At 73.5% G+C, this 21551-nt stretch carries 18 protein-coding genes and 1 tRNA gene; 7 read left to right on the forward strand and 12 right to left on the reverse strand.

Features of this window, described 5'->3' with window-relative positions; all coding sequences use genetic code 11:
* Positions 1-53 precede the first annotated feature (53 nt).
* The 4 genes from argG to ACFRAV_RS13250 all read right to left on the reverse strand — a co-directional run bounded on the left by argG (position 54) and on the right by ACFRAV_RS13250 (position 5283).
* Complete coding sequence (gene argG / locus ACFRAV_RS13235; protein ID WP_351118089.1) at positions 54-1496, reverse strand: argininosuccinate synthase; 1443 nt, start codon at positions 1494-1496, stop codon at positions 54-56.
* Positions 1497-1510: 14 nt separating this feature from the next.
* Positions 1511-2959, reverse strand: coding sequence for an MFS transporter (locus ACFRAV_RS13240; protein WP_382554623.1), 1449 nt, complete (start codon positions 2957-2959; stop codon positions 1511-1513).
* A 115-nt stretch (positions 2960-3074) separates the two neighbouring features.
* Entirely contained in the window at positions 3075-4556 is a 1482-nt protein-coding gene (locus tag ACFRAV_RS13245; protein WP_382554626.1) for a PHB depolymerase family esterase, read from the reverse strand.
* A gap of 139 nt (positions 4557-4695) precedes the next feature.
* Positions 4696-5283, reverse strand: coding sequence for a DinB family protein (locus tag ACFRAV_RS13250; protein WP_382554627.1), 588 nt, complete (start codon positions 5281-5283; stop codon positions 4696-4698).
* Positions 5284-5517: 234 nt separating this feature from the next.
* Between ACFRAV_RS13250 and ACFRAV_RS13255 the strand changes: the two genes are divergently transcribed.
* Together ACFRAV_RS13255 and ACFRAV_RS13260 are read left to right on the forward strand one after the other, a co-directional pair.
* Complete coding sequence (locus tag ACFRAV_RS13255) at positions 5518-6753, forward strand: beta-1,3-glucanase family protein (RefSeq protein ID WP_382554629.1); 1236 nt, start codon at positions 5518-5520, stop codon at positions 6751-6753.
* 154 nt (positions 6754-6907) lie between these two features.
* Positions 6908-8071: a S1 family peptidase gene (locus ACFRAV_RS13260; RefSeq protein ID WP_382554632.1), complete on the forward strand. Its 1164-nt coding sequence runs from the start codon at positions 6908-6910 to the stop codon at positions 8069-8071.
* A 90-nt stretch (positions 8072-8161) separates the two neighbouring features.
* On the opposite strand, the gene ACFRAV_RS13265 is transcribed toward ACFRAV_RS13260, so the two are convergent.
* On the reverse strand, positions 8162-9007 hold the full coding sequence (locus ACFRAV_RS13265; protein WP_382554634.1) for an LLM class F420-dependent oxidoreductase: 846 nt from the start codon (positions 9005-9007) through the stop codon (positions 8162-8164).
* Positions 9008-9171: 164 nt separating this feature from the next.
* On the opposite strand from ACFRAV_RS13265, the gene ACFRAV_RS13270 reads away from it, so the two are divergent.
* From ACFRAV_RS13270 to ACFRAV_RS13280, 3 genes are all read left to right on the forward strand, one after another.
* Positions 9172-9248 (forward strand) — tRNA-Pro (locus ACFRAV_RS13270).
* A complete protein-coding gene (locus ACFRAV_RS13275; protein ID WP_382554638.1) occupies positions 9248-11515 on the forward strand; it encodes a hypothetical protein in 2268 nt (755 codons plus the stop codon). The genes ACFRAV_RS13270 and ACFRAV_RS13275 overlap by 1 nt, the downstream gene beginning before the upstream one ends.
* Positions 11516-11660: 145 nt before the next feature.
* Positions 11661-12731 carry a YncE family protein gene (locus ACFRAV_RS13280; RefSeq protein ID WP_382554641.1) on the forward strand — a complete coding sequence of 357 codons (1071 nt, stop codon included), beginning with the start codon at positions 11661-11663 and terminating at the stop codon, positions 12729-12731.
* A 25-nt stretch (positions 12732-12756) separates the two neighbouring features.
* Here ACFRAV_RS13280 and ACFRAV_RS13285 read toward each other — a convergent pair whose 3' ends face one another.
* Positions 12757-13389: an SMI1/KNR4 family protein gene (locus tag ACFRAV_RS13285; protein ID WP_382554644.1), complete on the reverse strand. Its 633-nt coding sequence runs from the start codon at positions 13387-13389 to the stop codon at positions 12757-12759.
* A 42-nt stretch (positions 13390-13431) separates the two neighbouring features.
* On the opposite strand from ACFRAV_RS13285, the gene ACFRAV_RS13290 reads away from it, so the two are divergent.
* Both ACFRAV_RS13290 and ACFRAV_RS13295 read left to right on the forward strand, forming a co-directional pair.
* Positions 13432-13866, forward strand: coding sequence for a hypothetical protein (locus ACFRAV_RS13290; protein ID WP_382554646.1), 435 nt, complete (start codon positions 13432-13434; stop codon positions 13864-13866).
* 140 nt (positions 13867-14006) lie between these two features.
* Positions 14007-14420: a hypothetical protein gene (locus tag ACFRAV_RS13295; protein ID WP_382554649.1), complete on the forward strand. Its 414-nt coding sequence runs from the start codon at positions 14007-14009 to the stop codon at positions 14418-14420.
* Positions 14421-14439: 19 nt separating this feature from the next.
* Here ACFRAV_RS13295 and ACFRAV_RS13300 read toward each other — a convergent pair whose 3' ends face one another.
* The 6 genes from ACFRAV_RS13300 to ACFRAV_RS13325 form a co-directional block, all read right to left on the reverse strand.
* The gene (locus tag ACFRAV_RS13300; RefSeq protein ID WP_382554650.1) at positions 14440-15435 is read right to left on the reverse strand and encodes a phosphotransferase; all 996 of its coding nucleotides are present in this window, start codon (positions 15433-15435) and stop codon (positions 14440-14442) included.
* Positions 15436-15478: 43 nt separating this feature from the next.
* Positions 15479-17827 carry an FdhF/YdeP family oxidoreductase gene (locus tag ACFRAV_RS13305; RefSeq protein WP_382554653.1) on the reverse strand — a complete coding sequence of 783 codons (2349 nt, stop codon included), beginning with the start codon at positions 17825-17827 and terminating at the stop codon, positions 15479-15481.
* Positions 17828-17852: 25 nt separating this feature from the next.
* Positions 17853-18368 carry an SRPBCC family protein gene (locus tag ACFRAV_RS13310; RefSeq protein WP_382554656.1) on the reverse strand — a complete coding sequence of 172 codons (516 nt, stop codon included), beginning with the start codon at positions 18366-18368 and terminating at the stop codon, positions 17853-17855.
* Between the two features lie 202 nt (positions 18369-18570).
* Complete coding sequence (locus ACFRAV_RS13315; RefSeq protein WP_351118075.1) at positions 18571-19734, reverse strand: phospholipase D-like domain-containing protein; 1164 nt, start codon at positions 19732-19734, stop codon at positions 18571-18573.
* A gap of 387 nt (positions 19735-20121) precedes the next feature.
* The gene (locus ACFRAV_RS13320; RefSeq protein ID WP_382554658.1) at positions 20122-20595 is read right to left on the reverse strand and encodes a carboxymuconolactone decarboxylase family protein; all 474 of its coding nucleotides are present in this window, start codon (positions 20593-20595) and stop codon (positions 20122-20124) included.
* A 100-nt stretch (positions 20596-20695) separates the two neighbouring features.
* A complete protein-coding gene (locus ACFRAV_RS13325; RefSeq protein ID WP_382554661.1) occupies positions 20696-21493 on the reverse strand; it encodes a DUF305 domain-containing protein in 798 nt (265 codons plus the stop codon).
* Between the last annotated feature and the right edge of the window lie 58 nt (positions 21494-21551).

The following is a 21551-nucleotide window of genomic DNA, read 5'->3' on the forward strand; positions in this document are numbered from 1 at the left end:
GGCCCGGAGTGCTCCGGGCCGGCCTCTCGCGCCGTGCGTGCGTCCGCGACGCGTCAGTCGGTGCCGGCCTCCATCGCCGCGCGGTCGAGCAGCTCGTCGTCCTCGCTGACCTCGCCGCGCGAGGCGATGGCCTCCGCGCCGCCCTCGGGCATGGTGCCGATCAGGCCGGTGACCTGGGCCGCGCCGAGCACCGGGCTCGCGCCGGTGCCGAGCAGACCGAGGCCGGCGTACTGCTCCAGCTTGGAGCGGGAGTCGGCGATGTCCAGGTTGCGCATGGTCAGCTGGCCGATGCGGTCCACCGGGCCGAACGCCGAGTCCTCGGTGCGCTCCATGGAGAGCTTGTCCGGGTGGTAGCTGAACGCCGGGCCCGTGGTGTCGAGGACCGAGTAGTCCTCGCCCCGGCGCAGGCGCAGGGTGACCTCGCCGGTGACCGCCGCGCCGACCCAGCGCTGCAGCGACTCGCGGATCATCAGCGCCTGCGGGTCCAGCCAGCGGCCCTCGTACATCAGGCGGCCCAGACGGCGGCCCTCGCTGTGGTACTGGGCGAGGGTGTCCTCGTTGTGGATCGCGTTGACCAGGCGCTCGTAGGCCGCGTGCAGCAGGGCCATGCCCGGGGCCTCGTAGATGCCCCGGCTCTTGGCCTCGATGATCCGGTTCTCGATCTGGTCGGACATGCCCAGGCCGTGGCGGCCGCCGATGGCGTTGGCCTCCATCACCAGGTCGACGGCGGACGCGAAGTCCTTGCCGTTGATCGTCACCGGGCGGCCCTGCTCGAAGCCGATGGTGACGTCCTCGGCGGCGATCTCGATCGTGGGGTCCCAGAACTTGACGCCCATGATCGGCTCGACCGTCTCGATGCCGTTGTCGAGGTGCTCCAGGGTCTTCGCCTCGTGCGTGGCGCCCCAGATGTTGGCGTCGGTGGAGTACGCCTTCTCCGTGCTGTCCCGGTAGGGCAGGCCGTGCGCGACCAGCCACTCCGACATCTCCTTGCGGCCGCCGAGCTCGGTCACGAAGTCCGCGTCCAGCCAGGGCTTGTAGATCCGCAGGTTCGGGTTGGCGAGCAGGCCGTAGCGGTAGAACCGCTCGATGTCGTTGCCCTTGTACGTCGAGCCGTCGCCCCAGATCTGGACGTCGTCCTCGAGCATGGCGCGCACCAGGAGGGTGCCGGTGACCGCGCGGCCCAGCGGCGTGGTGTTGAAGTACGCCCGCCCGCCGGAGCGGATGTGGAACGCGCCGCAGGTGAGCGCCGCCAGGCCCTCCTCGACGAGCGCGGCACGGCAGTCGACCAGGCGCGCGATCTCGGCGCCGTAGGCCGTGGCGCGGCCGGGCACCGAGGCGATGTCGGGTTCGTCGTACTGACCGATGTCGGCGGTGTAGGTGCACGGGACGGCGCCCTTGTCGCGCATCCACGCGACCGCGACGGAGGTGTCGAGGCCGCCCGAGAAGGCGATGCCGACGCGTTCGCCGACGGGGAGGGAGGTGAGGACCTTGGACATAGGAAGATTATGCATCATCCCGTATGGTCATGCAAAGAGGGTTCCTGGCGGGGTTCCACGCGGGGTTCCGCCCGGACTTCCGTACGGGGTTCCGTGCGGGGCTCAGGCAGCACCGGCTTCCCCTCGGCCGGGCCCTCCGCCGCGTCCTTTGACCCGTCCCGTGCACCGGCCGGGTCGTCGGTCGTCCCGCGCTCCGTCTCCGGCGCGATCCCCAGACGCCGCAGGTGCCGCTCGCCGGCGCGTGCCGCCGGGTGGATCGCGACGGCCGCCGTCAGGATGACCGCGGCGATCACCGCCCAGCCCACGGCGCCCCAGGACATGGCCAGGTAGGTGTACGCGGCCGGCGCCCAGACCGACCCCAGGTTGTAGCCGAGACCCACCACGCCCTCGTACTCGCCGCGCCGCTCGGGGTCGGCCAGCTCGGCGACCAGCCCCCACTGTCCGGCCGACTGGTACAGCTCGGCGCCGGTCACCGTGACGTGGCCGACCCACATCAGCACGATCGTCACCCAGCCCACCGTGTCGTGGGTGACGGCGATGATGCCGCAGGAGACCAGGAAGCAGAGTGCGCCGCGCCGCTGGGCGCGGAGCGAGTCGGTCACCGTGGCGACACCCCGGGCGGCGGCCACCTGCAGGGCCACCGCCATCACGGTGTTGGTGCCGTACAGCCAGGCCAGCACCACCTTCGGCGCGTCGGTCTCGGCCACCAGCCACAGCGGGATCACCGTCATCAGCAGTACCTGGTGGGTGCCCAGCACGCCGTTCAGGAAGGTCATCAGCACGAACGGGCGGTTGCGGAGCGCGGCGCGCGGATCGCGGCGGCCGGGGCGGGCCGCGCCCTCCGCCGCCGCCACGGCGGGCACCACCGGCTCGGGCCGGGGAGGCTCCGGAAGCCGGGAGACCCAGTAGGCGTTGGCCAGCAGCACCACCGAGGTGAACAGGGGCACGGCGTGGACGAGGGTGAGGCTGTCCAGGGCGAGGGCCAGACCGCCGGCCAGGGCGCCCACGGAGTACCCCGCGTTGCGGGCGGCGCGCAGGTACGCCCGCGCGTGCACCCGCTTCTCCCGGGGGAAGACCTGCGTCTGGTAGGCGCCGCGCCCGGACCGCACCCAGGTGTTCGCCAGAGTGAGGGGGATCAGGACGGCCAGCGCCGTGACGAAGGAACCGGCGAGGAACCAGGAGGCGAAGAACACCGCTTCCAGGGCGGAGCCCACGATCCAGCTGCGCCGGGTTCCCACCCGGTCGGCCAGGCGGCCCAGCGGCACCGAGAACACGAACGCGGCCGCGAGGGAGAGGGTCAGCATCAGGCCGACCTGGGCCGGGCTCAGTCCGACGACCTGGGTGAAGTACACCGCCTCGCCGGTGATGAAGGCGCCCTCGGCGAACGCCGAGAGGGCCGACTGGTACGACATCGCCCGGGTCAGGCGGTCTTCGGGGAGAAGGCGGGACAGCGGAGAGGGCATGCGGAGGCTCCTGTGGTTCGACCAGGGGCAGTCTTCGCCGCGTAATTCTTGACGTCAAGATAATTATGGGGCCGTCACGCGTGGTGGCGTGACGGCCCCTCAGGGACGTTCCGCGTCAGGACGGGCAGCCGGAGTCGGAGATCACGAAGTAACCGGCCGCGGTCTCCTCGAGCGTGTGGCTGTAGAAGGTGTTGTAGAGGCCCATGTTCTGGCCCGACCCGAGGGCGTAGGCGTAGCCGCCGCTCTGGCGGGCCCGGCCGGCCTGCACGTGCGCGTAGTTGGAGGCCGTGAAGCAGCGGTGCTCGAAGCCCCCGTCGCCGCCGCTCGTCGTGGCGGTGACGGACGCGGAGCGGGCGCCGGCCGTGCCGGAGGAGTCCACCGCGGCCACCGCGTAGGTGTAGGCCGTGCCCGGGGACAGACCGGTGTCGGTGTACGAGGCGCCGGTGGCGGTGCCGACCCGGGAGCCGCCGCGGTAGACCTCGTACGACGCCGCCCCGCTCACCGCGTTCCACGACAGCGCCACCCCGGTGTCGGTGACGGCGCCGGCCGTGAGGCCGGTGGGCGCGGGCAGGGCGCCGGGGCCGCCCGGGTCGACGGCGCCGCCGTCCAGGCCCCAGAAGAGGGCGGTGTAGTAGCTGGAGCAGATGGTGTCCAGGTAGTAGGCGCCGGCGGTGCCGCACTGCGAGGTCCCGGTGCCCGGGTCGACGGCCGTGCCGTGGCCCATGCCGGAGACGGTGAAGGTGGTGACCGCGGGGACGCCCCGGGCGTCGGTGTAGACGGCCTGGGTGGTGTTGCCGGGGAGAGAGGCGGTGGAGGCGGGGGTCTGGGTCAGGCCCCAGACGTTCGTCCACTGGTCGCGTGACTGGGTGGCGTTGGCGGGCACCACGGTGGTGTCCGACGTGCCGTGCCAGACGGCGACCCGCGGCCAGGGACCCGTCCAGCCGCCGGACGCCGAACGCACCGCGTCGCCCCACTGCTTGGGGGTCTTGGACGTCGCGTTGTACATGCAGGTGTAGGCGTTGGCGACGCTCGTGGCGCAGCCGGCGGGAATGCCGGAGGCGATGGAGCCGCCCGCGAAGACGTCCGGGTAGGCGGCGAGCATCGCGGCGGTCATCGCCCCGCCGGCCGACAGTCCGGTGACGAACACCCGGTCGCGGTCGCTGCCGTAGCGGCTGATCGCGGAGTCGACCATCTGCTTGACCGAGAGAGCCTCGCCCTGCCCCCGGGCCGTGTCGGAGGACTGGAACCAGTTGAAGCAGGAGTTGGCGTTGTTGGCGCTCGAGGTGTGCGGGTACACCACGGCGAACCGGTACAGGTCCGCGTACTTGGCCCACCCCGCGTGGGAGTGGTAGTCCGGGGCGCTCTGCGTGCAGCCGTGCAGGGCGACGACCAGCGGGGCGCCGGCCGGAAGGCCGTCGGGCACGTAGGCGTACATCTGGAGGTTGCCCGGATTGGTGCCGAACCCGGTGACCTGGGTCAGCGAGGCGGCGGACGCGGGCGTCGGGGCGGCGAACAGGGCCAGCAGCAGCGCGAGTACGGCGGTCAGGCCGAACGCACGGGCTCGTGCCCCGGGTCGGGAGCGGTCGGGAACCGGCATGGGGTCCTCCCGGAAGGGATCGGTGCGGGGGCGCGTGTGGGGGTCACGCGCTCCGACCGTACGAACGGGCCCGACACCTGCCAGTGGAGTGGCAGCACATAGGTGCGGGGCGCGCCTATGTGGGAGCGCGCCCAGGGGGTCAGGCCTCCCGGGCGACCCGCTCCAGGCGCTCGCGGTGCGCCTGCCACCAGGCGGCGTCGGCCCGCGCCATCGCCGTGTTGTCCTCGCGCACGCCCACCGCCCCGTCGATCAGCTCGCGGACGATGTCCGCGTGCCCCGCGTGACGCTGGGCGTCGGCGATCACCCGCACCGCGGCGTGGTGCAGCGTGATCGCCGCGCGCTCCGCCGGCCACCAAGGCACCGTGCCCACCGCGTCCAGGGGCAGCGCGCCGAGGGTCGCGTCCGCGTGCGCCCAGGCCTGCCGGTACATGCCGACCACGAACTCGCGCGACTCCTCGGCGGTCGCCCACATGTCCGCGTTCGTCTCGGCGCCCTCCGCCACCCACGGCAGGGGGATGTCCGACGGACGGCCGAAGACCTCGCCCAGATAACCGAGTTCGACGGTCGCCAGGTGCTTCACCAGTCCCAGCAGATTGGTCCCGGTCGGGGTGAGCGGCCGGCGGACGTCGTACTCGGAGAGGCCCTCCAGCTTCCACAACAGGGCGTCGCGCGCGTCCTGGAGGTAGCGGTGGAGGTCGGCCTTGGGATCGGTGGGGGTCGTCGTCATGCGGACAGTCTGGCAGTCACCAGGGACAACGAAACTTTCAACTGAGAGCGCTCTCAGACTACTTGACGTTCCAAAAGCAACAGGATTTCATCGGAACCGCACACGCCACTCCAAGGCGGGTCCGCACACGGTCACGAGGTCGTGCGGGCCCCGCCCACCTGCCTGAACACCCCCCACCTTCCCGGACGCGCGCCGTCACGGCGCGTCGCACCGGGACGATCTCAGGAGGAACACGTGGTTTCCCGACGATCCTTCATGGTCGCGGGCGCGGCCGCCACGCTCGGAGCGCCCGCCTGGCTCCTCGCCAGGCCGGAGCGCGCCAAGGCCGGCGAGTCCTCGACCGCGGCGGCGTCGCTGCCGATCACCCTGCGCAACACCTCCGGCAGCGACACCGTGTACGCCTACATCAGCGGCGCCGACGAGTCCGGCTGGCCGGGCTTCGTCGGCGCGGACGGCGTCTTCCGGCGGCTGCCCAGCCCGTCCTCGGTGCTCACGCCCGTGGCCGACCACTCCATACCCCTGGGCCCCTCGGGCTCGTCCGGGGTGCGGGTCCCGCTGAACCAGTACGTCATCAGCGGCCGGGTCTGGTTCTCGGTCGGCGCGAAGCTCCAGTTCTTCGTGAACCCGGCGAACGGCGGGGGAGCACCGGGCATGGTCCAGCCCGCGCTCACCGCGAGCGACCCCAACTGGCGCACCAACTGGACCTTCTGCGAGTTCACGTACAACAGCGCAAACCTGTACGCCAACATCAGCTACGTGGACATGGTGGCGCTCCCCGTCGAGATGTCCAGCACCGGGTCGGCCGGTTCGCAGTCGGTTCCGGCGCTGCCCGCCGGAGCGCTCGGCCGGATCGCGGAGGGCCTGCGGGCCCAGCACGCCGCCGACGGCGCGCCGTGGGACCGGCTGGTCGGCACGGACGACGCGGGCAAGGTCGTCCGGGTGATGGCGCCGGCCCACTCGCCGACCGGGTTCGGCGACTACTGGCAGCCCTACCTGGACGAGGTCTGGCGCCGCTACGAGACCACCGACCTGACCGTGAACGGGCAGGGCTCCGTCGGGAAGTACACCGGACGGGTGTCCGGCGGGGTGCTGACCTTCGCCGGGCTGAACGACAACGGCGTGCCCTTCACCAAGCCCAGCGCCGTGGACATCTTCGGCTGCGCGAGCGGCCCGCTCTACAACTCCGGCGGCGACGCCCGCGGCGCGGTGGCCGCCCGGCTGGCGGCGGCGCTCAACCGCAGCTCGCTGCTGGTGTCCGGCGGCGACAACCAGCCCGACGGCGTGCCGGCCGACCGGTACTACCAGCACGCGATCACCAACCACTACGCCCGCCTGGTCCACGAGCACGCCACCATCGGCTACGCCTTCCCCTACGACGACGTCGGCCCCACGGGTGCGCCCGCGGTCGACGGTCACCTCCAGGACGGTGCTCCGGCGTCCTGGACGATCGAGGTCGGCGCGGGCGCCTGATCCTGCCCCGCCTTCCCGCCCCGCCTCCTCTCCCTCCCGTTCCGCCCCCTCCCGTCTCCCTGCCTGCCGCGCGCCCGTCGGCCGGCTGGGAGAGCGCTCTCAGAGATCCCTGGTTCCACCGCCCCCCTGCCGGAACGAACCGAAAGGCACCCCCATGAGACGCAACGCCCTCACCCGCGGCGCACTCGCCGCCCTGTTCGTCGTCGGAACATGGGTCACCGCGGCCGCCCCCACCGCCTCGGCCGACGACGGCCGGTCCTCCGCCGCCTCGCAGGCGCCCGCCTCCGACGGGCTGCTGCGGGCCATGCGGCAGGACCTCGGCCTCACCGCGGCACAGGCCGAGGACCGCCTCGCCGCCGAGAAGAGCGCGACCGCGCTCGAGCCCACGGCGCGGCGCGCCGCGGGCGACTCCTACGGCGGTTCCTGGTTCGACGCGAAGACCGGCCGCCTCGCCGTCGCCGTCACCGCGGACGCCCCCGACCGCACCCGCCGTGCGGTGAAGGCCACCGGTGCGGAGGTCCGCACGGTCCGGCACGACGTGCGGGAACTGGCCGCCGCGCAGCGGCGCGTCGACCGGCTCGACGCCCCGGAAGGGGTCACCGGCTGGCACGTCGACCCGCGGGCCAACACCGTCGTGGTGAACGTCGCCGACGGCAGCCGCTCCGACGACGCCGTCGAGCGGTTCCTGGACCGGGCCCGCGCGGCCGGTCCGGTGACCGTCGAGACCGTTCCTGGCGCGCCGCGCACCCTGGCCGCCGGCACGGTCGGCGGTGACCCCTTCTACACGGGCAACGTGCGCTGCTCCATAGGCTTCTCCGTGGTCGGAGGCTTCGTCACCGCCGGGCACTGCGGCGGTGCCGGCCAGTCGGTCAGTGGCTGGGACCGCAGCTACATCGGCAACATCCAGGGCTCGTCGTTCCCCGAGAACGACTACGCCTGGGTGAACGTCGGCAGCGGCTGGTGGACCGTGCCGGTGGTGCTGGGCTGGGGCACCGTCTCCGACCAGCTGGTGCGCGGCTCCAACGAGGCGCCGGTCGGGGCGTCGATCTGCCGCTCCGGCTCCACCACCCACTGGCACTGCGGCACCGTGCAGGCCAAGAACGAGACGGTCAACTACAGCCAGGGCGCGGTGCGTCAGATGACCAGGACCAGCGTGTGCGCCGAAGGCGGCGACTCCGGCGGCTCGTTCATCAGCGGCGACCAGGCGCAGGGCGTCACCTCCGGCGGCTGGGGCAACTGCTCGACCGGCGGCCAGACCTGGTTCCAGCCGGTGAACGAGATCCTCGGCCGGTACGGACTCACCCTCGTCACGGCCTGAGCCGTGGGCGGGCCGGGGCGCGAGCACCCTGCCCGCCGGCACCGCACCACGGGTGGCCCCGGGGAACCGACCCCGGGGCCACCCGCGCGGTCAGCGCACCTCGAGCAGTTCGGCCAGGCGGCGCCAGCCCTCGCGGGGGTAGCGGTCCGGGGAGCCGTCGAGGACCTGGACCGCGACGTGGTCGGCGCCCGCGTCGTGGAACTCCGCGAGACGCGAACGGACCGTGTCGTCGTCGCCCCAGACCACCACCGAGTCGATCAGCCGGTCGCTGCCGCCCTCCGCGAAGTCCTTCTCCTCGAAGCCCATCCGGAGCCAGTTGTCGGTGTAGTTGGGAAGCCGGGTGTACATGTCGACCGTCTCCCGCCCGATCCGCCGCGCCTCGGCCGGGTCGGCGCTCAGCACCACCTTCACCTCCGGCGCCAGCAGCGGACCCGCGCCGAGCGTCTCCCGGGCCCGCGCCACGAACTGCGCGTCCACCAGGTAGGGGTGGGCGCCCGCGGTGCGCTCGGCGGCCAGCCGCAGCATCCGGGGCCCCAACGCCGCCAGGGCCCGGGACTCCTTCGGCAGCGGCGCGGAGGCCGAGTCCAGCGCGTCGAGGTAGTCCACCATCGCCGAGTACGGCTTGCGGTAGTCCTTGGCCAGCGGCGCGTGGCTGACGCCGAGCCCCAGCAGCAGACGCCCAGGGTGCCGGTCCTCCACGGCCGCCGCCTGCTCGGCGACCATCGCCGCGTCGTACTGCCAGATGCTCAGGATGCCGGTGGCCACCGCGATGCGGGAGGACGCCGCCAGCAGCTCGCCCGCCGCCGGCACCGAGGCCATGCCGAACCACACGGCTCCGAAACCCAGCCGGTCCAGCTCGGCGACGGCCTCCACCGCCTCGTCCCCGCCCTCCCGGAGCTTGCCGCTCCAGATGCCGAAGCGTCCGACGTCCACCATGGGGTACATCCTTTCCGGTCAGCTGCACGCCATCGTCACCAGGGTCCAGCGACCGAGGCACTGCATGCATTCCCCATTCACCCGTTCGGAGTCGGCGCGGGCGGCCCCGTGACCGAAAGTCGGTTGAACGCCGGGCGGTCACGCCGACAGAATCGGCTCCACCACGACGTGTAGCTCAGTCAGCCAGAGCACCAGGCTCGGGACCTGGAGGGCGCGGGGGCGGAACCCGCCACGTCGGCCATGAACGAGAACGCTGAGCAGCAGCGCACCACGACCGTCGGCACCGGCTACCCGCTCGGGCAGCTCGCCAAGGCGCTCACCACCGCACGCACCCACCCCGACCCCGAGGTCCGCGCACGAGCGGGCCGCACGGGGGAGCGGTGGCGCGCCGTGCTGAGCGCCATGACGGACGGGCGGCTGACCGTCGGCTCCCGCACGCCGGTCGCCGGCCTGCCCGCATGGGTGACCCTCGAGGTCGCCCACGGCGGCTTCGCCACCGGCGCCCCGAGCGCGGGCGGCCCGTTGCAGCCCTACGAGAAGGAGGCGGCGCGGCGGGCCGGCCTGCCGGAGGACCGCCGCGTCCTCTTCGACCACTTCCTCACCGAGGAGGGCCTGTTCCGGCTCTGCGAGCTGCTCGACAGCGGCGCCTACGAGGTGGCCGTGCCCGAGGAGGCCGCCCTGCTCACCGTGGCTTGGCTCGGCCGGGCGGGCGAGACGGAAGCCGCCGTCGACCTGGTCGGCGAACTGGAGCCGTTCGCCGGCCGGCTGCGCTTCCTCCCGCGCCCCGCCGAGCGCCCCGCTCCCGGGCCGGACGCCGTGCACCGCGTCACCGTCGGCGAGGCGCGCGCCGCCCTGAACACCCGCCGCCCCCACCGTGGCGTCGAGACCCAGCGGGAGGCCCTCGCCGTCTGGCACCCGTTCGGCGACGCCCTGCTGACCCACTGGCTGGAGACGGCCGAGGACGGCGTGGTGCTCGCCCGCGTCCCCGACGACGCCTGGCGTGAGCGCGGCGCGGTGCTGCTGCGCCGCTACCAGGACCTCGCCGCCCGCCACACGTACTGCACCAGGCACCGCGACCCGCGGCAGAACCTCGGCGTCCTGCGTACTGCCCTGGAGGAGGCGGTGGCCGGCCGTGCCCCGGACGCCCGCCTGCTCGGACTGCTGCGGGCCGCCGTCACCGGCATGGTGCGCAAGCGGGGCGTGCCCGGCTCGCCGCGCCACGCCGAACTCCGCGGCGCGCAGGCCGTGCAGGCGGCGCTCCCCTCGCACCACCGGATGGCCCGGCTGCTGGCGGACCGTCTCGCCGAGCTGCCCCAGGACACCGGCCTCACCGACGTCGCCGGCCCGACCGGACCGGTCACCGCGTGGGAGGCCGCCGCCGGCGGGCCGCCCGCGGGCACGATCGTTCCGCCCGCGGTGCGCAGGCCGGTCGAGGCGGCGCTCAGCGCCCCCGTCGCCACCCTGGTCGAGCGCGGCGTCGTCCCCTCGGCGGAGGTGCTGGCCCGGCTCACGCCCCAACTGGTGGGCGCCGTCTGGGCGCGAGGCTGGCGCGACGCCTCGCTGCGCACCCTCACGGCGGCCGTCTACCGGGCGTTCCGCGGCCGGCGCTCGCTGCTCCTGCTGAACCTGGCCTCGCAGGTCAGGGTGGAGGAGCTGCCCTGGGTCCGGGCCGTCGTCCCGCTGCGCCGTCCCGAGGACGGCGGCGAGGGCCCGGCCGCGGTGCTGCGCGAACTCGGGGAACTGGCCCTCACGGCCTTCCCGGGCACCCTCCTGCCCAACCCGCTGGTCCGTGAACTCGGGACACTGGCACGGCAGTCGGGGCTGGACGCGCCGATGGTCGAGGAGCTGGCGGCGGACATCTTCATGGGCTCCTTCAGCCCCAAGTTCGCCGCGGTCGCCCGCATCGCGGGCGAACTCCTCACCGGCACGCCCTACGAGCGGTACTACGGCCTCGACGAGGGAGTCGCGGACGCAGCGGACTTCGCCGCCCTGTGTTCCCGGCGGGCACGGGACGCCTCCGGTCGGACGGTCCGCAGGTTCGGGTCGGTGGCGGGCAACGGCATGGTGATCGAACAGGCCCAGATCCTCACCACCCACAACCTCGCCACCCTGGTGGCCAGGGCACGGGTCGCGCCCCGCGACGGCTGGGCCGGCCCGGCGCGCGGAGCGTTCCTGCAGGCATGGCGGCTGGCCGAGCAGCTCGAGAACAATCCGCGGCCGCTCGGCACCGTCAAGGACGCGGCCTACGCCTGGCGGCAGGCGGTGTTCTTCCTCTCGCTGTGCTCACCGCCGGAGCAGGAGAGCGTGCTCTCCTGGCTCGCGGGGGAGGCGGACGGCCCCGGTCGCCGGCCCGCCCGGGTCACCGCCCGGCTCGCCCCCGCGATCCGCGGCCTGCTGAACGCGGCGGCCGGGGAGCCGCTCGAGGCGCACGGCGGACGCCGGTTCCTCGGCTGGACGGTGGGCCCCCACTGGCTGCTGGACGGCATCCCGCGTCCGGCACGGCGCTGACCTGGGGCGCGCGGGTGTCCCGCGTCCGGCGGCCCCGATGACCGGGGCCGCCGGAGGCCCGGGTTAGGCTGCGGCGGACGATCGGGCCGACGGGCCGACAGACGCCGCGTCGGCCTTTCCCGAGCCTCATGGAGATCCGACGCCCATGTCCGCACGGCCTTCCTCCAGGACCCTGTCCCCACGCACCCTGACCGCCGTCGCCCTGGCCCTCGCCGTGACCGGCGCGCTGCCGGTCGCCGGGGCGGCCGCGGCTCCGAGCACCCCGGCCACCGGCGTCGCGGCCGCCCCCCTCGCCGCGGGCCTGTACCAGTCCGCCTACTCCGAGCGGAACGACGCGCTGTGGGCCACCGCCGCCGTCGGCATGCCCCCGGCCCCCGTCACCGGCTCGCAGCTGGTCAAGGTCGACCCGGACACGCTCGAGGTCGAGGCGACCTACCCGGTGCCCGTGTCCGAGGCGGGAACCCCCGAGGCCGTCTACGGCATCGACGTCGACGACGAGCACAACACCCTCTGGGTGACCAACACCCGCAACGACTCGGTGGCCGTCTACAGCCAGCGCGACGGCCGTCACCTCGCCACCCTCGCCGGCGCGAAACACTCGCGGGAGGTCGTGGTCGACGAGCGGCGCGACCTGGCCTGGGTCAGCGCCTACGGTTCGGGCGAGCTCGTCGCCTACGACAGCCGCACCTACCGAGAGGTACGCCGCGTCGCCGTCGAGGGCAGCGGACCCACCGGGCTGGCGGTGAACGAGCGCACCGGAGCGGTCTACGCGGCCGACTACCTGGGCAGCCGGATCATCGAGGTCCGCCCCGGGACCGCCGACCCCCGCCTGCTCCCGGCCGGTGCGGGCCCGTTGGGCATCGCGCTGTCCCCGGACGGGCGGACCGCCTACACCGCCGACCAGACCACCGGCACGCTCACCGTCGTCTCGCTGCGCTCCGGCGCCGTCACCGCGACGGTGCCCACCGGCGCGGGCGCCAAGTCCGTGGACGTCTCCCCGCGTTCGGGCCAGGTCGTGGTGGTGAACCGGCTGGCCGGCGACGTCTCGGTCGTCGACCCCCGCACCACCGAGGTCCTCGCCACGGTGCCGACCGGCCCGCTGCCCAACCACGTCCGGATCGACGGCGGCACGGCGTACGTCCTCGACAAGTCCGCGGCGGGCGCGGGCGGCGAGGACCTGGTGACCCGCATCCGCTTGCGCGCGGTCACCTCCTGACGACCGGCCGGACCGGCCCGACGCCTCAGGGCAGTCCGACGGGAGCCGGGACGAGCGGGGAACCGTGCGCGTCCCGGCTCCCCGCCTCGTCCCACAGCAGGACGCCGTCCGCGCCCAGGAACGGGTGGAGGCCCCGTACGCCGCCGCCGTGGTGGAGTGCCTCCGCCACCGCGTGCAGCAGCGCGCCCAGGCCGGGCCAGGAGTCGAGGAAGTCACCGCCGCCGCCGTGTCCGGCCCACCCGAGCCTCCCGGTGTCCGGGCCGGGCCGGGTGTCGATCACCTGCGCGTCGCCGGCGACCCCCTCCGCCCAGGGGATCCACCGCGGATGCCACCAGGGCTCGTCGTCCCCGTGCCGGGGCCTGAGCCCGTCGTTCTCCGCCGCGATGCCGCCGTACATGTGCCACCGCTCCGCCACCTCGGCGACCGGCAGCGGAGACTGTTCGGGGAGCACGGTCGTCCAGCGGGTCGCCCCGTCGTGGCGGCGCAGCGACTCGGCCAACTCGGCGGGGAGCTCCCGTCCCAGGACCCGGGCGGCCTCCCTCAGTTCCCCGTCCGTCGCCGGCGGCGCAAGGAGAGCCAGGCCGTCCGGAGAGTGGACCTCCAGCCACCGGTCGATGCGGTCCCAGGAGACGGAGACGGGCGCGATGCGTGGAGCCATGGGCCGATTCTCCCTCGGCCGTGGCCGGGTCATCATGCTCCCATGAGCGTCATCGTGGACTTCTTCGTCGCGCCCGACGACCCGGCAGCCGCCTCGGCCCTCGGCGGCGGCCCCGAACCCGGCCCGGCGGCCTTCTCCTGCGGGAACCTCGACCCGGAGGAGGCGGTGCTGCACTGGGAGGCGCTGCTGACCGGCGGGAGGTGGGACGACCTGGCCGACGAGGGCGAACCGCGGACCGTCGCCGAGGCCCGGCACGGGGAATCCTGGATCTTCGCCCTCTCTCCCTGCCTCGTCCGGGCGCTGGCGACCGCGGGGCCGGACCGGCTGCGGAGCGCGGCCCGTGACTGGGCCCGGCTGTCGGCGGAGGCGGGTGCGGCGCTGGAGACGGAGGTCGCGAAGGAGATCCTGCGCGAGGTCGCCGCACTCGCCACGGTTGTCGCGGAGCGCGAGGGCGGCCTGTACTGCCGTGTGGGGTAGGGAAGGTGCGGTCGGTGGGGGTGTTACGGGCGGGTGGTCCCAGGTCGCCCGGTTTGAGTAGGTGTACTCAGGCAGCCGGGACGACGCGCGCCGAGCATGGGGGAAGGCCCGGTGCGCGGGCCGTGACGAAGGAGGTCACCATGGACAGCCCGGACGAGGCACCCGCCCCCGCCGCCCCGGCGGGGGAGCGGGAGACCCGCGTCCACCGCCCCGCGGCCCTGCCGCTGCCCGAACCCGAGCACGTGCCGTGGCGGTGGGCCGAGGAGTTCCACGCCAACGCGTGCGCCGGACCGGGCGCCCGGCTGCGCCTGCGGACGCGGCTGACCGCCGCGTCCTGGTTCGGCGACGTCGAGACCGCGAGCCAGGCGCTGGACGCCCTGGTCCGCGGGACCATCCGCGAGGCCCGGCTCGCCCGCGACCAGCGGCTCACCGTCCGGGCGTTCATCCTGCCCACCAACGAACTGGTCCTGGAGACCGAATCCCGCGACGACGCCCGGGCCGCCCCGGTGCGGCGGCAGCTTGTCCTGCCCCCGCTGCGCTCCGGCCCCCTCTGACGCGGGCGGGGGCCGGGGCCTACCACCGGCCCGGGCGTCGCCGCAGCCACCGCAGCGCCGCCTCGCCCTGCGCCCGTTGGAACGCCCGCAGGGTCGGCAGCCCGGGCGGCGGGGCCTGGAGGCAGGCGTGCAGAAGATAGCCGGCGACCGCGACCAGCACGGTGGTGACGTCCTCCGGAACGGCGCCCCGGCCGGCCAGATGCCGGTCGAGGCGGGCCACGGCGGCCTCCGGATCCTGCGACTGCATGACGACGCTCGGCCCCATGGCCACCACGTCGAACCACGACGCGCCGATCGCGGCCCACGGCCAGTCGACGAACACCACGCGCCCCGCGGTCAGCAGGATGTTGTCCGCCCGCAGGTCACCGTGGACCAGGGCGGTGCCGGCCGCGGCCGCCGCCCACCCGGCCTCACGGTCGGCGAGGCGCTCCAGACGCCGGCGCACCCACGGATCGAGCCGCGCCCCGAGGTCCGCGCCCTCGGCCCCGGCGGCCCCGGCGAGTGCGCGGAACCCCCGGAACTGCCCGTCGCAGGCCTGCTCCAGGGTCGGCACCGGCAGGGGAGAGGGGTCGAGGAGCGCCGACAGCGCTTCCGCCGCCGAGAGGACCCGGGCGAGTTCGTCCGGCCGCCACGGCTGGGCGGGGGTTCTGCCGTCGACGTCCTCCAGGACCAGGACGACCCATCCGGCGACGTCCAGGCTCAGGAACAGCTCCGGCACGGGAGCCGCGGCCGGGAGGGCGGCGGTGATCCGGGCCTCCGCCCGGTGCAGTCCGGGGGCGTCGGGGTTCGGCTCGGGGCCCACCGCCTTGACGAAGAACCGCCTGCCGTCCGCGAGGCGGACCCGGGCGGCCACGCCCGGGGAGAAGCCGCCCGCCTGGGTCACCGCACCCTCCACCGGGGAGCCGAGCCCGGCCTCCACCTGGTCGCGCACGCCCCGCGGAACGTCCCACCACGAGCACCGCACCCCCGCGGCGGGCGGAGGTGCGGTGGCGGTGCTGCTCGGTCGGCTCCCCATGGCGCCATGCTTCAGGGGCCGTCGCCAGGGGGCAACCGGTTTCTCAGGCGCCGTCGCCCTCGGCCGCGGCGCCCGTCAGGACCTCCGCCCCGGCGCGTTCGCGTGCCTCCAGGCGCACCACGATGCCCTTGGAGGTCGGGGTGTTGCTGACGTCGGCCACACTGTCCAGCGGGACCAGGACGTTGGTCTCCGGGTAGTAGGCCGCGGCGCACCCCCGCGAGGTGGGGTAGGGGACGACGCGGAAGTTCTCGGCGCGCCGCTCGACGCCGTCGCGCCAGACGCCGACCAGGTCGACGGCCGCGCCCTCCTCCAGCCCCAGGTCGCGCACGTCAGCGGGGTTGACGAAGACCACCCGGCGCGAGCCGTGGATGCCGCGGTACCGGTCGTTGTTCGTGTACGGGATGGTGTTCCACTGGTCGTGGGAGCGCAGCGTCTGAAGGATCAGGTGGCCCTCCGGGGCGCTCAGCGCCTCGAACTCGTTGCGGCTGAACACGGCCTTGCCGCTCGTCGTCGGGAAGTGGCCGTGGTTGACTGGGTTGGGCAGTCCGAAGCCGCCGGGGCGCGAGACACGGGTGTTGAAGTCGGCGAAGCCGGGGACCACCCGCGAGATGTGGTCGCGGACGCAGCCGTAGTCCGCCTCGAACCGCTCCCAGCGTGCGCCCGGTACCTTGTCGCCCAGCGTGTTGCGGGCCAGCCGGCTCAGGATGGCGACCTCGCTCAGCAGGTGCTTCGACGCCGGCTCCAGCACTCCCCGTGAGGCGTGGACCTGGCTCATCGAGTCCTCGACCGTGACGAACTGCTCCCCGCCGGCCTGCGTGTCGCGTTCGGTGCGGCCCAGTGTCGGAAGGATCAGCGCGGTCTCTCCGCAGACGGCGTGCGAGCGGTTCAGCTTCGTGGAGATGTGCGCCGTCAGACGGCAGCGCCGCATCGCGGCCTCGGTGACCTCGCTGTCCGGGGTGGCGCGCACGAAGTTGCCCGCCAGGCCGAGGAACACCTTGACCTTCCCGTCACGCATCGCGCGGATGGAGTTCACCGAGTCCAGGCCGTGCTCGCGCGGCGGCTCGAAGCCGAACTCCTCGCGCAGGGCGTCGAGGAAGGCGTCCGGCATGCGCTCCCAGATGCCCATCGTGCGGTCGCCCTGCACGTTGGAGTGCCCGCGCACCGGGCAGGCCCCCGCGCCGGGACGGCCGACGTTCCCGCGCAGGAGGAGGAAGTTGACCAGCTCGCGGATGGTGGGAACGCCGTGCTTCTGCTGGGTGATGCCCATCGCCCAGCAGACGATGACCCGCCGGCTCTCCAGCACCATGTCGCGGACCTCCTCGATCTCCGCGCGGGTCAGCCCGGTGGCCTCCTCGACGCGCGGCCAGGAGAAGGAGGAGCGCAGGTGCTCGGCGAACTCGTCGAAGCCGGTCGTGTGGGATTCGATGAACTCGTGCGCCAGCACGGTGCCGGGGGCGGCCTCCTCCGCCTCGAGCAGCAGCACGTTGAGCGCCTGGAACAGCGCCAGGTCGCCGCCGACCTTGATGTGCAGGAAGCGGTCGGCGATCTGCGTGCCGCGCCCCACCACGCCACGCGGCTTCTGCGGGTTCTTGAAGCGGGCCAGTCCGGCCTCCGGCAGCGGGTTGACGGCGACGATGCGACCGCCCCGCCGCTTGGTCTCCTCCAGCGCCGTGAGCATCCGGGGATGGTTGGTGCCCGGGTTCTGGCCGACCGTGAGGATGAGGTCCGCGTGGTGGATGTCGGACAGGCTGACGGTGCCCTTGCCGGTGCCCAGGGTCTCGCTCAGCGCCGAACCGCTCGACTCGTGGCACATGTTGGAGCAGTCCGGCAGGTTGTTGGTGCCGAAGGCGCGGGCGAAGAGCTGCAGGACGAAGGCGGCCTCGTTGCTCGCCCGGCCCGAGGTGTAGAAGACGGCCTCGTCGGGGGAGTTCAGCGCCTTCAGCTCGTCGGCGAGCAGTTCCAGGGCGGAACTCCAGCTGATCGGCTCGTAGTGGCTCGCGCCGGGCCGCTTCACCATGGGCTGGGTCAGCCGGCCCTGCTGGTTGAGCCAGCGGTCCGACTTCGCGGCCAGCTCGTCGACCGAGTACCGGGCGAAGAACTCGGGCGTCACGCGTGCCGAGGTGGCCTCGTCGTTGGTGTGCTTGGCGCCGTTCTCGCAGTACTCGTTCATCGGGCGCTTCCCCGGAGCGGGGTCGGGCCACGCGCAGCCGGGGCAGTCGAAGCCCGGCTCCTGGTTCAGGTTCAGCAGGGTGAGGCCGGTCCGGCGGGGCGACGTCTGGGAGAGGGAGTACTCCATCGCGTGGACCACCGCCGGGACGCCCGCCGCCCAGGTCTTGGGGGGCGTCACCTCGAGGCGGTCGTCGCTGTTCTCCTCGCTCGACGGCTTCTGCACGTGTTCTCTCCTCGGTTGGGTCGGGTCAGCCGATCGGCCAGGTCGGCACCTGGGGCTTGTGGTGGTGGGTGCCCGGGCGCACATGGCTTCCGCTGATCTCGCCGCGCCAGTGGCCGGTCTCGCGGCCCTGCCCCTCGACGAACTCCTTGAAGCAGCGCAGGGAGCCCTCCGCCCAGCGGGTCACCAGGCCCAGCGCCGAGCCCAGCCGGTCCCTCAGCCGGGGGGTGCCCGTGGCCTCCAGACGCAGCGTCACCCGGCACCGGTCGTCGCCCAGCGACTCGAAGGACACGGTGCCGGTGTGCCGCGGCGGGTCCAGGGCCTCCCAGCGCAACAGCCGGTCGGGCACCTGCTCGACGATCTCCGCGTCGAACTCGACGGTCCGACCGCCGAAGCGCATGACCCAGTGGGTCAGCGCCGCCTGCGTCTGCTCGACGCGCTTCACTCCGTCCATGAAGCGCGGAAAGGTCTTGAACTGGGTCCACTGGTTGTACGCCACGTGGACCGGGACCTCGACATCGATCGACTGTTCGACAGTGTTCATGGCCTCGCCGTCTTCTCCGCTGCGCCGGAGCATCCGGGTCCCCCGAGAACGCGGTCCCATGCCGAACCGGGTTTCGGGCCGCGCGCCCGGGGACACCCGCGCGCGAGGAGAAGCGCGGGAGCGGCCCCGGACGACGGCCCCGGACGCGTGGTCCTGGAGGGCGACCCCGGACGGCGGAGGCGCGGCGCCCGGGGAAGGGCTCTCAGAGGAAGCGGCGGATCGGGGTGACCGAGGCCTCCTTCAGCCGCTGCACGGCCGCCCGGCGGCGCCACCGCTTGCGGTCGATGGCCACGCTGCGCTCGAGGTCGGCGTCGTAGTCCGCGTCGAGGGTCGCCGTGAAGTCCCGGTCGAGGACCGCGAGCATGACCTCCTCGTCGTGCTCCAGGGAACGGCGGTTGAAGTTGGTGGAGCCCACCAGGGACGCCACTCCGTCCACGGTCACGATCTTGGTGTGCAGCATCGTCGGCTGGTACTGGTGGATCGAGACCCCGCAGTCCAGCAGCCGGGTGTAGAAACCCTGGCCGGCGAGCTGGCAGGCTCGCTGGTCGGTGTACGGGCCGGGCAGCAGTATCTCCACCTGCACCCCGCGCCGGGCGGTCGCGCAGAGCAGCTCCACGAAGTACGCGTCCGGTGCGAAGTACGCGGTGGCCAGTCGGAAGCGGCGCTGGGAGGAGGTGAGCATCACCCGCAGCAGAGTCTGCATGTCCTGCCAGCCGATGGACGCCGACCCCCGGACCACCTGCACCACCGCGGTACCGTGCTGGGCGTGGGCGGGGAAGCGGTCCCGGTCGTCGAAGAGCTCGTCGTGCGCCTCGGCCCAGTTCTGGGCGAACGCGGCCGCCAGCCCGTCCACCGCGGCCCCGCGGAGCCGGACATGGGTGTCGCGCCATTCCTCGGGACCGCTCGCGTTCCCGGCCCACTCCTCGGCGATGCCGACGCCGCCGCTGAACGCGACGGTCTCGTCGACCAGCAGCACCTTGCGGTGACAGCGGTGGTTCTGCTTGAACGGCGACAGCCACAGCGGCTTGCGGAACCAGGCCACCTCGACGCCCGCGTCGTCCATGGTGTCCAGCAGATCCTTCTCGATCCGGTTGGCGCCGAAGCCGTCCAGGAGCAGTCGCACGCGCAGGCCCGCGCGGGCCCGCTCGCTGAGCGCGGCGGCGAAGTCGCGGGCGATCTGCCCCCGCCAGTAGACGAAGGTCATCATGTCGATGGTGTGCTCGGCGGTGCGGATGGCCTCGAGCATCGAGGGGAAGATCTCGTCGCCGTTGCGCAGGGCAACCAGTTCGTTGCCCTCTGTCGCCGCCACGCCGAGCAGCCGTTCCAGTCGTCGCCGCAGGCGCGTGATCTCCGGGTCGTCAGCCACGTCAGCGGCTCTGGCAGGGGGCTGGGGTATCGGGGTGGGGCTCACCGACGGACCTCCGTGATGCAGGGACGGCCGCACGGCGCAGGGCGTCGCGGGGGACCCGGGAGGACGGGAGGTCCCGGGTCCGGAAGCCACAGTTGCCCCTGCGTCCCTTCACCAAACCTGACGCCTTCCGGCCGCCGGTCCACCCCCGCCCGGTGGAGAGAAGCCCTCAGATCCGGCGCCGGGGAACCAGCGGGCGCCGGGCATCTCCCGGGTGGTGAGGACCTTCTCGGCGGGGGTGTGGAACCGGACGCCGAAGTACTCCCGGCCCCCCCGCGGGGGGGGGGGGGGGGGGGCCGGTCCCCGGCGGCGGGCCGGGCGGTGCGTGCGGGCGGTGGGTGCGGCTCAGCCGAACTGGCCCACCTGGTAGTCGCCGGCCGGCATCCGCACCATCACGTTCAGCCGGTTGTAGGCGTTGATCAGGGCGATCAACGACACCAGCGCGGCGAGCTGCTCCTCGTCGAAGTGCTTCGCGGCGTCGGCCCACACCTCGTCCGGGACGCCCCCGGCCGCGTCGGCGATGCGGGTGCCCTCCTCGGCGAGCGCCAAGGCGGCCCGCTCGGCCTCGGTGAAGACCGTCGCCTCCCGCCAGGTCGCCACCAGGTGCAGCCGGGCGTGGCTCTCCCCGGCCGCGACGGCCTCCTTGGTGTGCATGTCGGCACAGAACCCGCACCCGTTGATCTGGCTGGCGCGGATCTTCACCAGCTCCTGCGTGAGGACCGGCACCGACGAGTCGGTCACCACCTTGCCGGCCGCGCCGAGGCGCCTCACGAAGCTGCTCGCCACCGGACTGGCGAAGGGGTTCATACGCGGTTCCATCTCGGTCTCCTCCGGATCGTGTGGACGCTTCACCACACCGACGGACGGAGGACGACGAGATGTGACATCAGGCGGATGTGACCTGTGCCACCTCAGTGCCTCAGTACTGGTTCTGGTTCTCGCTCTGGATCCGCTTCATCTCCTGCACCTGCTGGGACTGGGTGTCGATGATCGACTGGGCCGCGTCCTTGGCCGGCTGGTACTCGCCCTGCTCGGTCTCGGTGCGTGCGAGCTCGAGGGAGCCCTCGTGATGCTCGATCATCAGGGTGAGGAACTGCTGGTCGAAGTCGGCGCCGGTGGCGTCACGGAGCGAGTCCAGCTCCTCCTGGGTGGCCATCCCGGGCATGTTCCCGCCGGTCGGGCTGGGGCTGGGGCTGCCGGTCGGGCTCCCCGTCCCCGTGGGACTTTCGGTGCCGGTGGGGCTCTCCGTGCCGGTGGGACTTTCGGTGCCGGTGGGGCTCTCCGTGCCGGTGGGACTTTCGGTGCCGGTGGGGCTCTCCGTGCCGGTCGGGCTTTCCGTGCCGGTCGGGCTGGCCTCGGGCACCGGCTCGCCCCAGGAGGTGAGCCACTGGCTCATCTGGTCGATCTGGGTCTGGTTCTCCTGCTTGATGTTCTGCGCCAGGGTCTTGACGTCCTGGGACTCGGCCCGCGTCTCGGCGAGGTCCGCCATCTCGATTGCCTGGCGGTGGTACTGGATCATGCCCTGCGAGAACGACACGTCCTGGGCGTCGTGCGCCTGGCCGGTGCCCGTGGGCGAGGGGGACGCGGTCGGGCTGCCGGTCGGGGTGGGACCCGAGGTCGAGGCGCTGTCGGTGCCGCAGGACGCCAGCGACAGGGCGGCGACGACGGCGACGGCCACGGCGCCGGACGCGCGGGCCGGGGAACGGTGCGTGCTCATGGTGGTGCGGCTCCTTGGACGGCCCCGGTTCGGGGCGCGGACGGGGCGGCCGGCCGGG

Source organism: Streptomyces sp. NPDC056600, from assembly GCF_042792855.1.
In the GTDB taxonomy this organism is placed as follows: Bacteria; Actinomycetota; Actinomycetes; order Streptomycetales; family Streptomycetaceae; genus Streptomyces.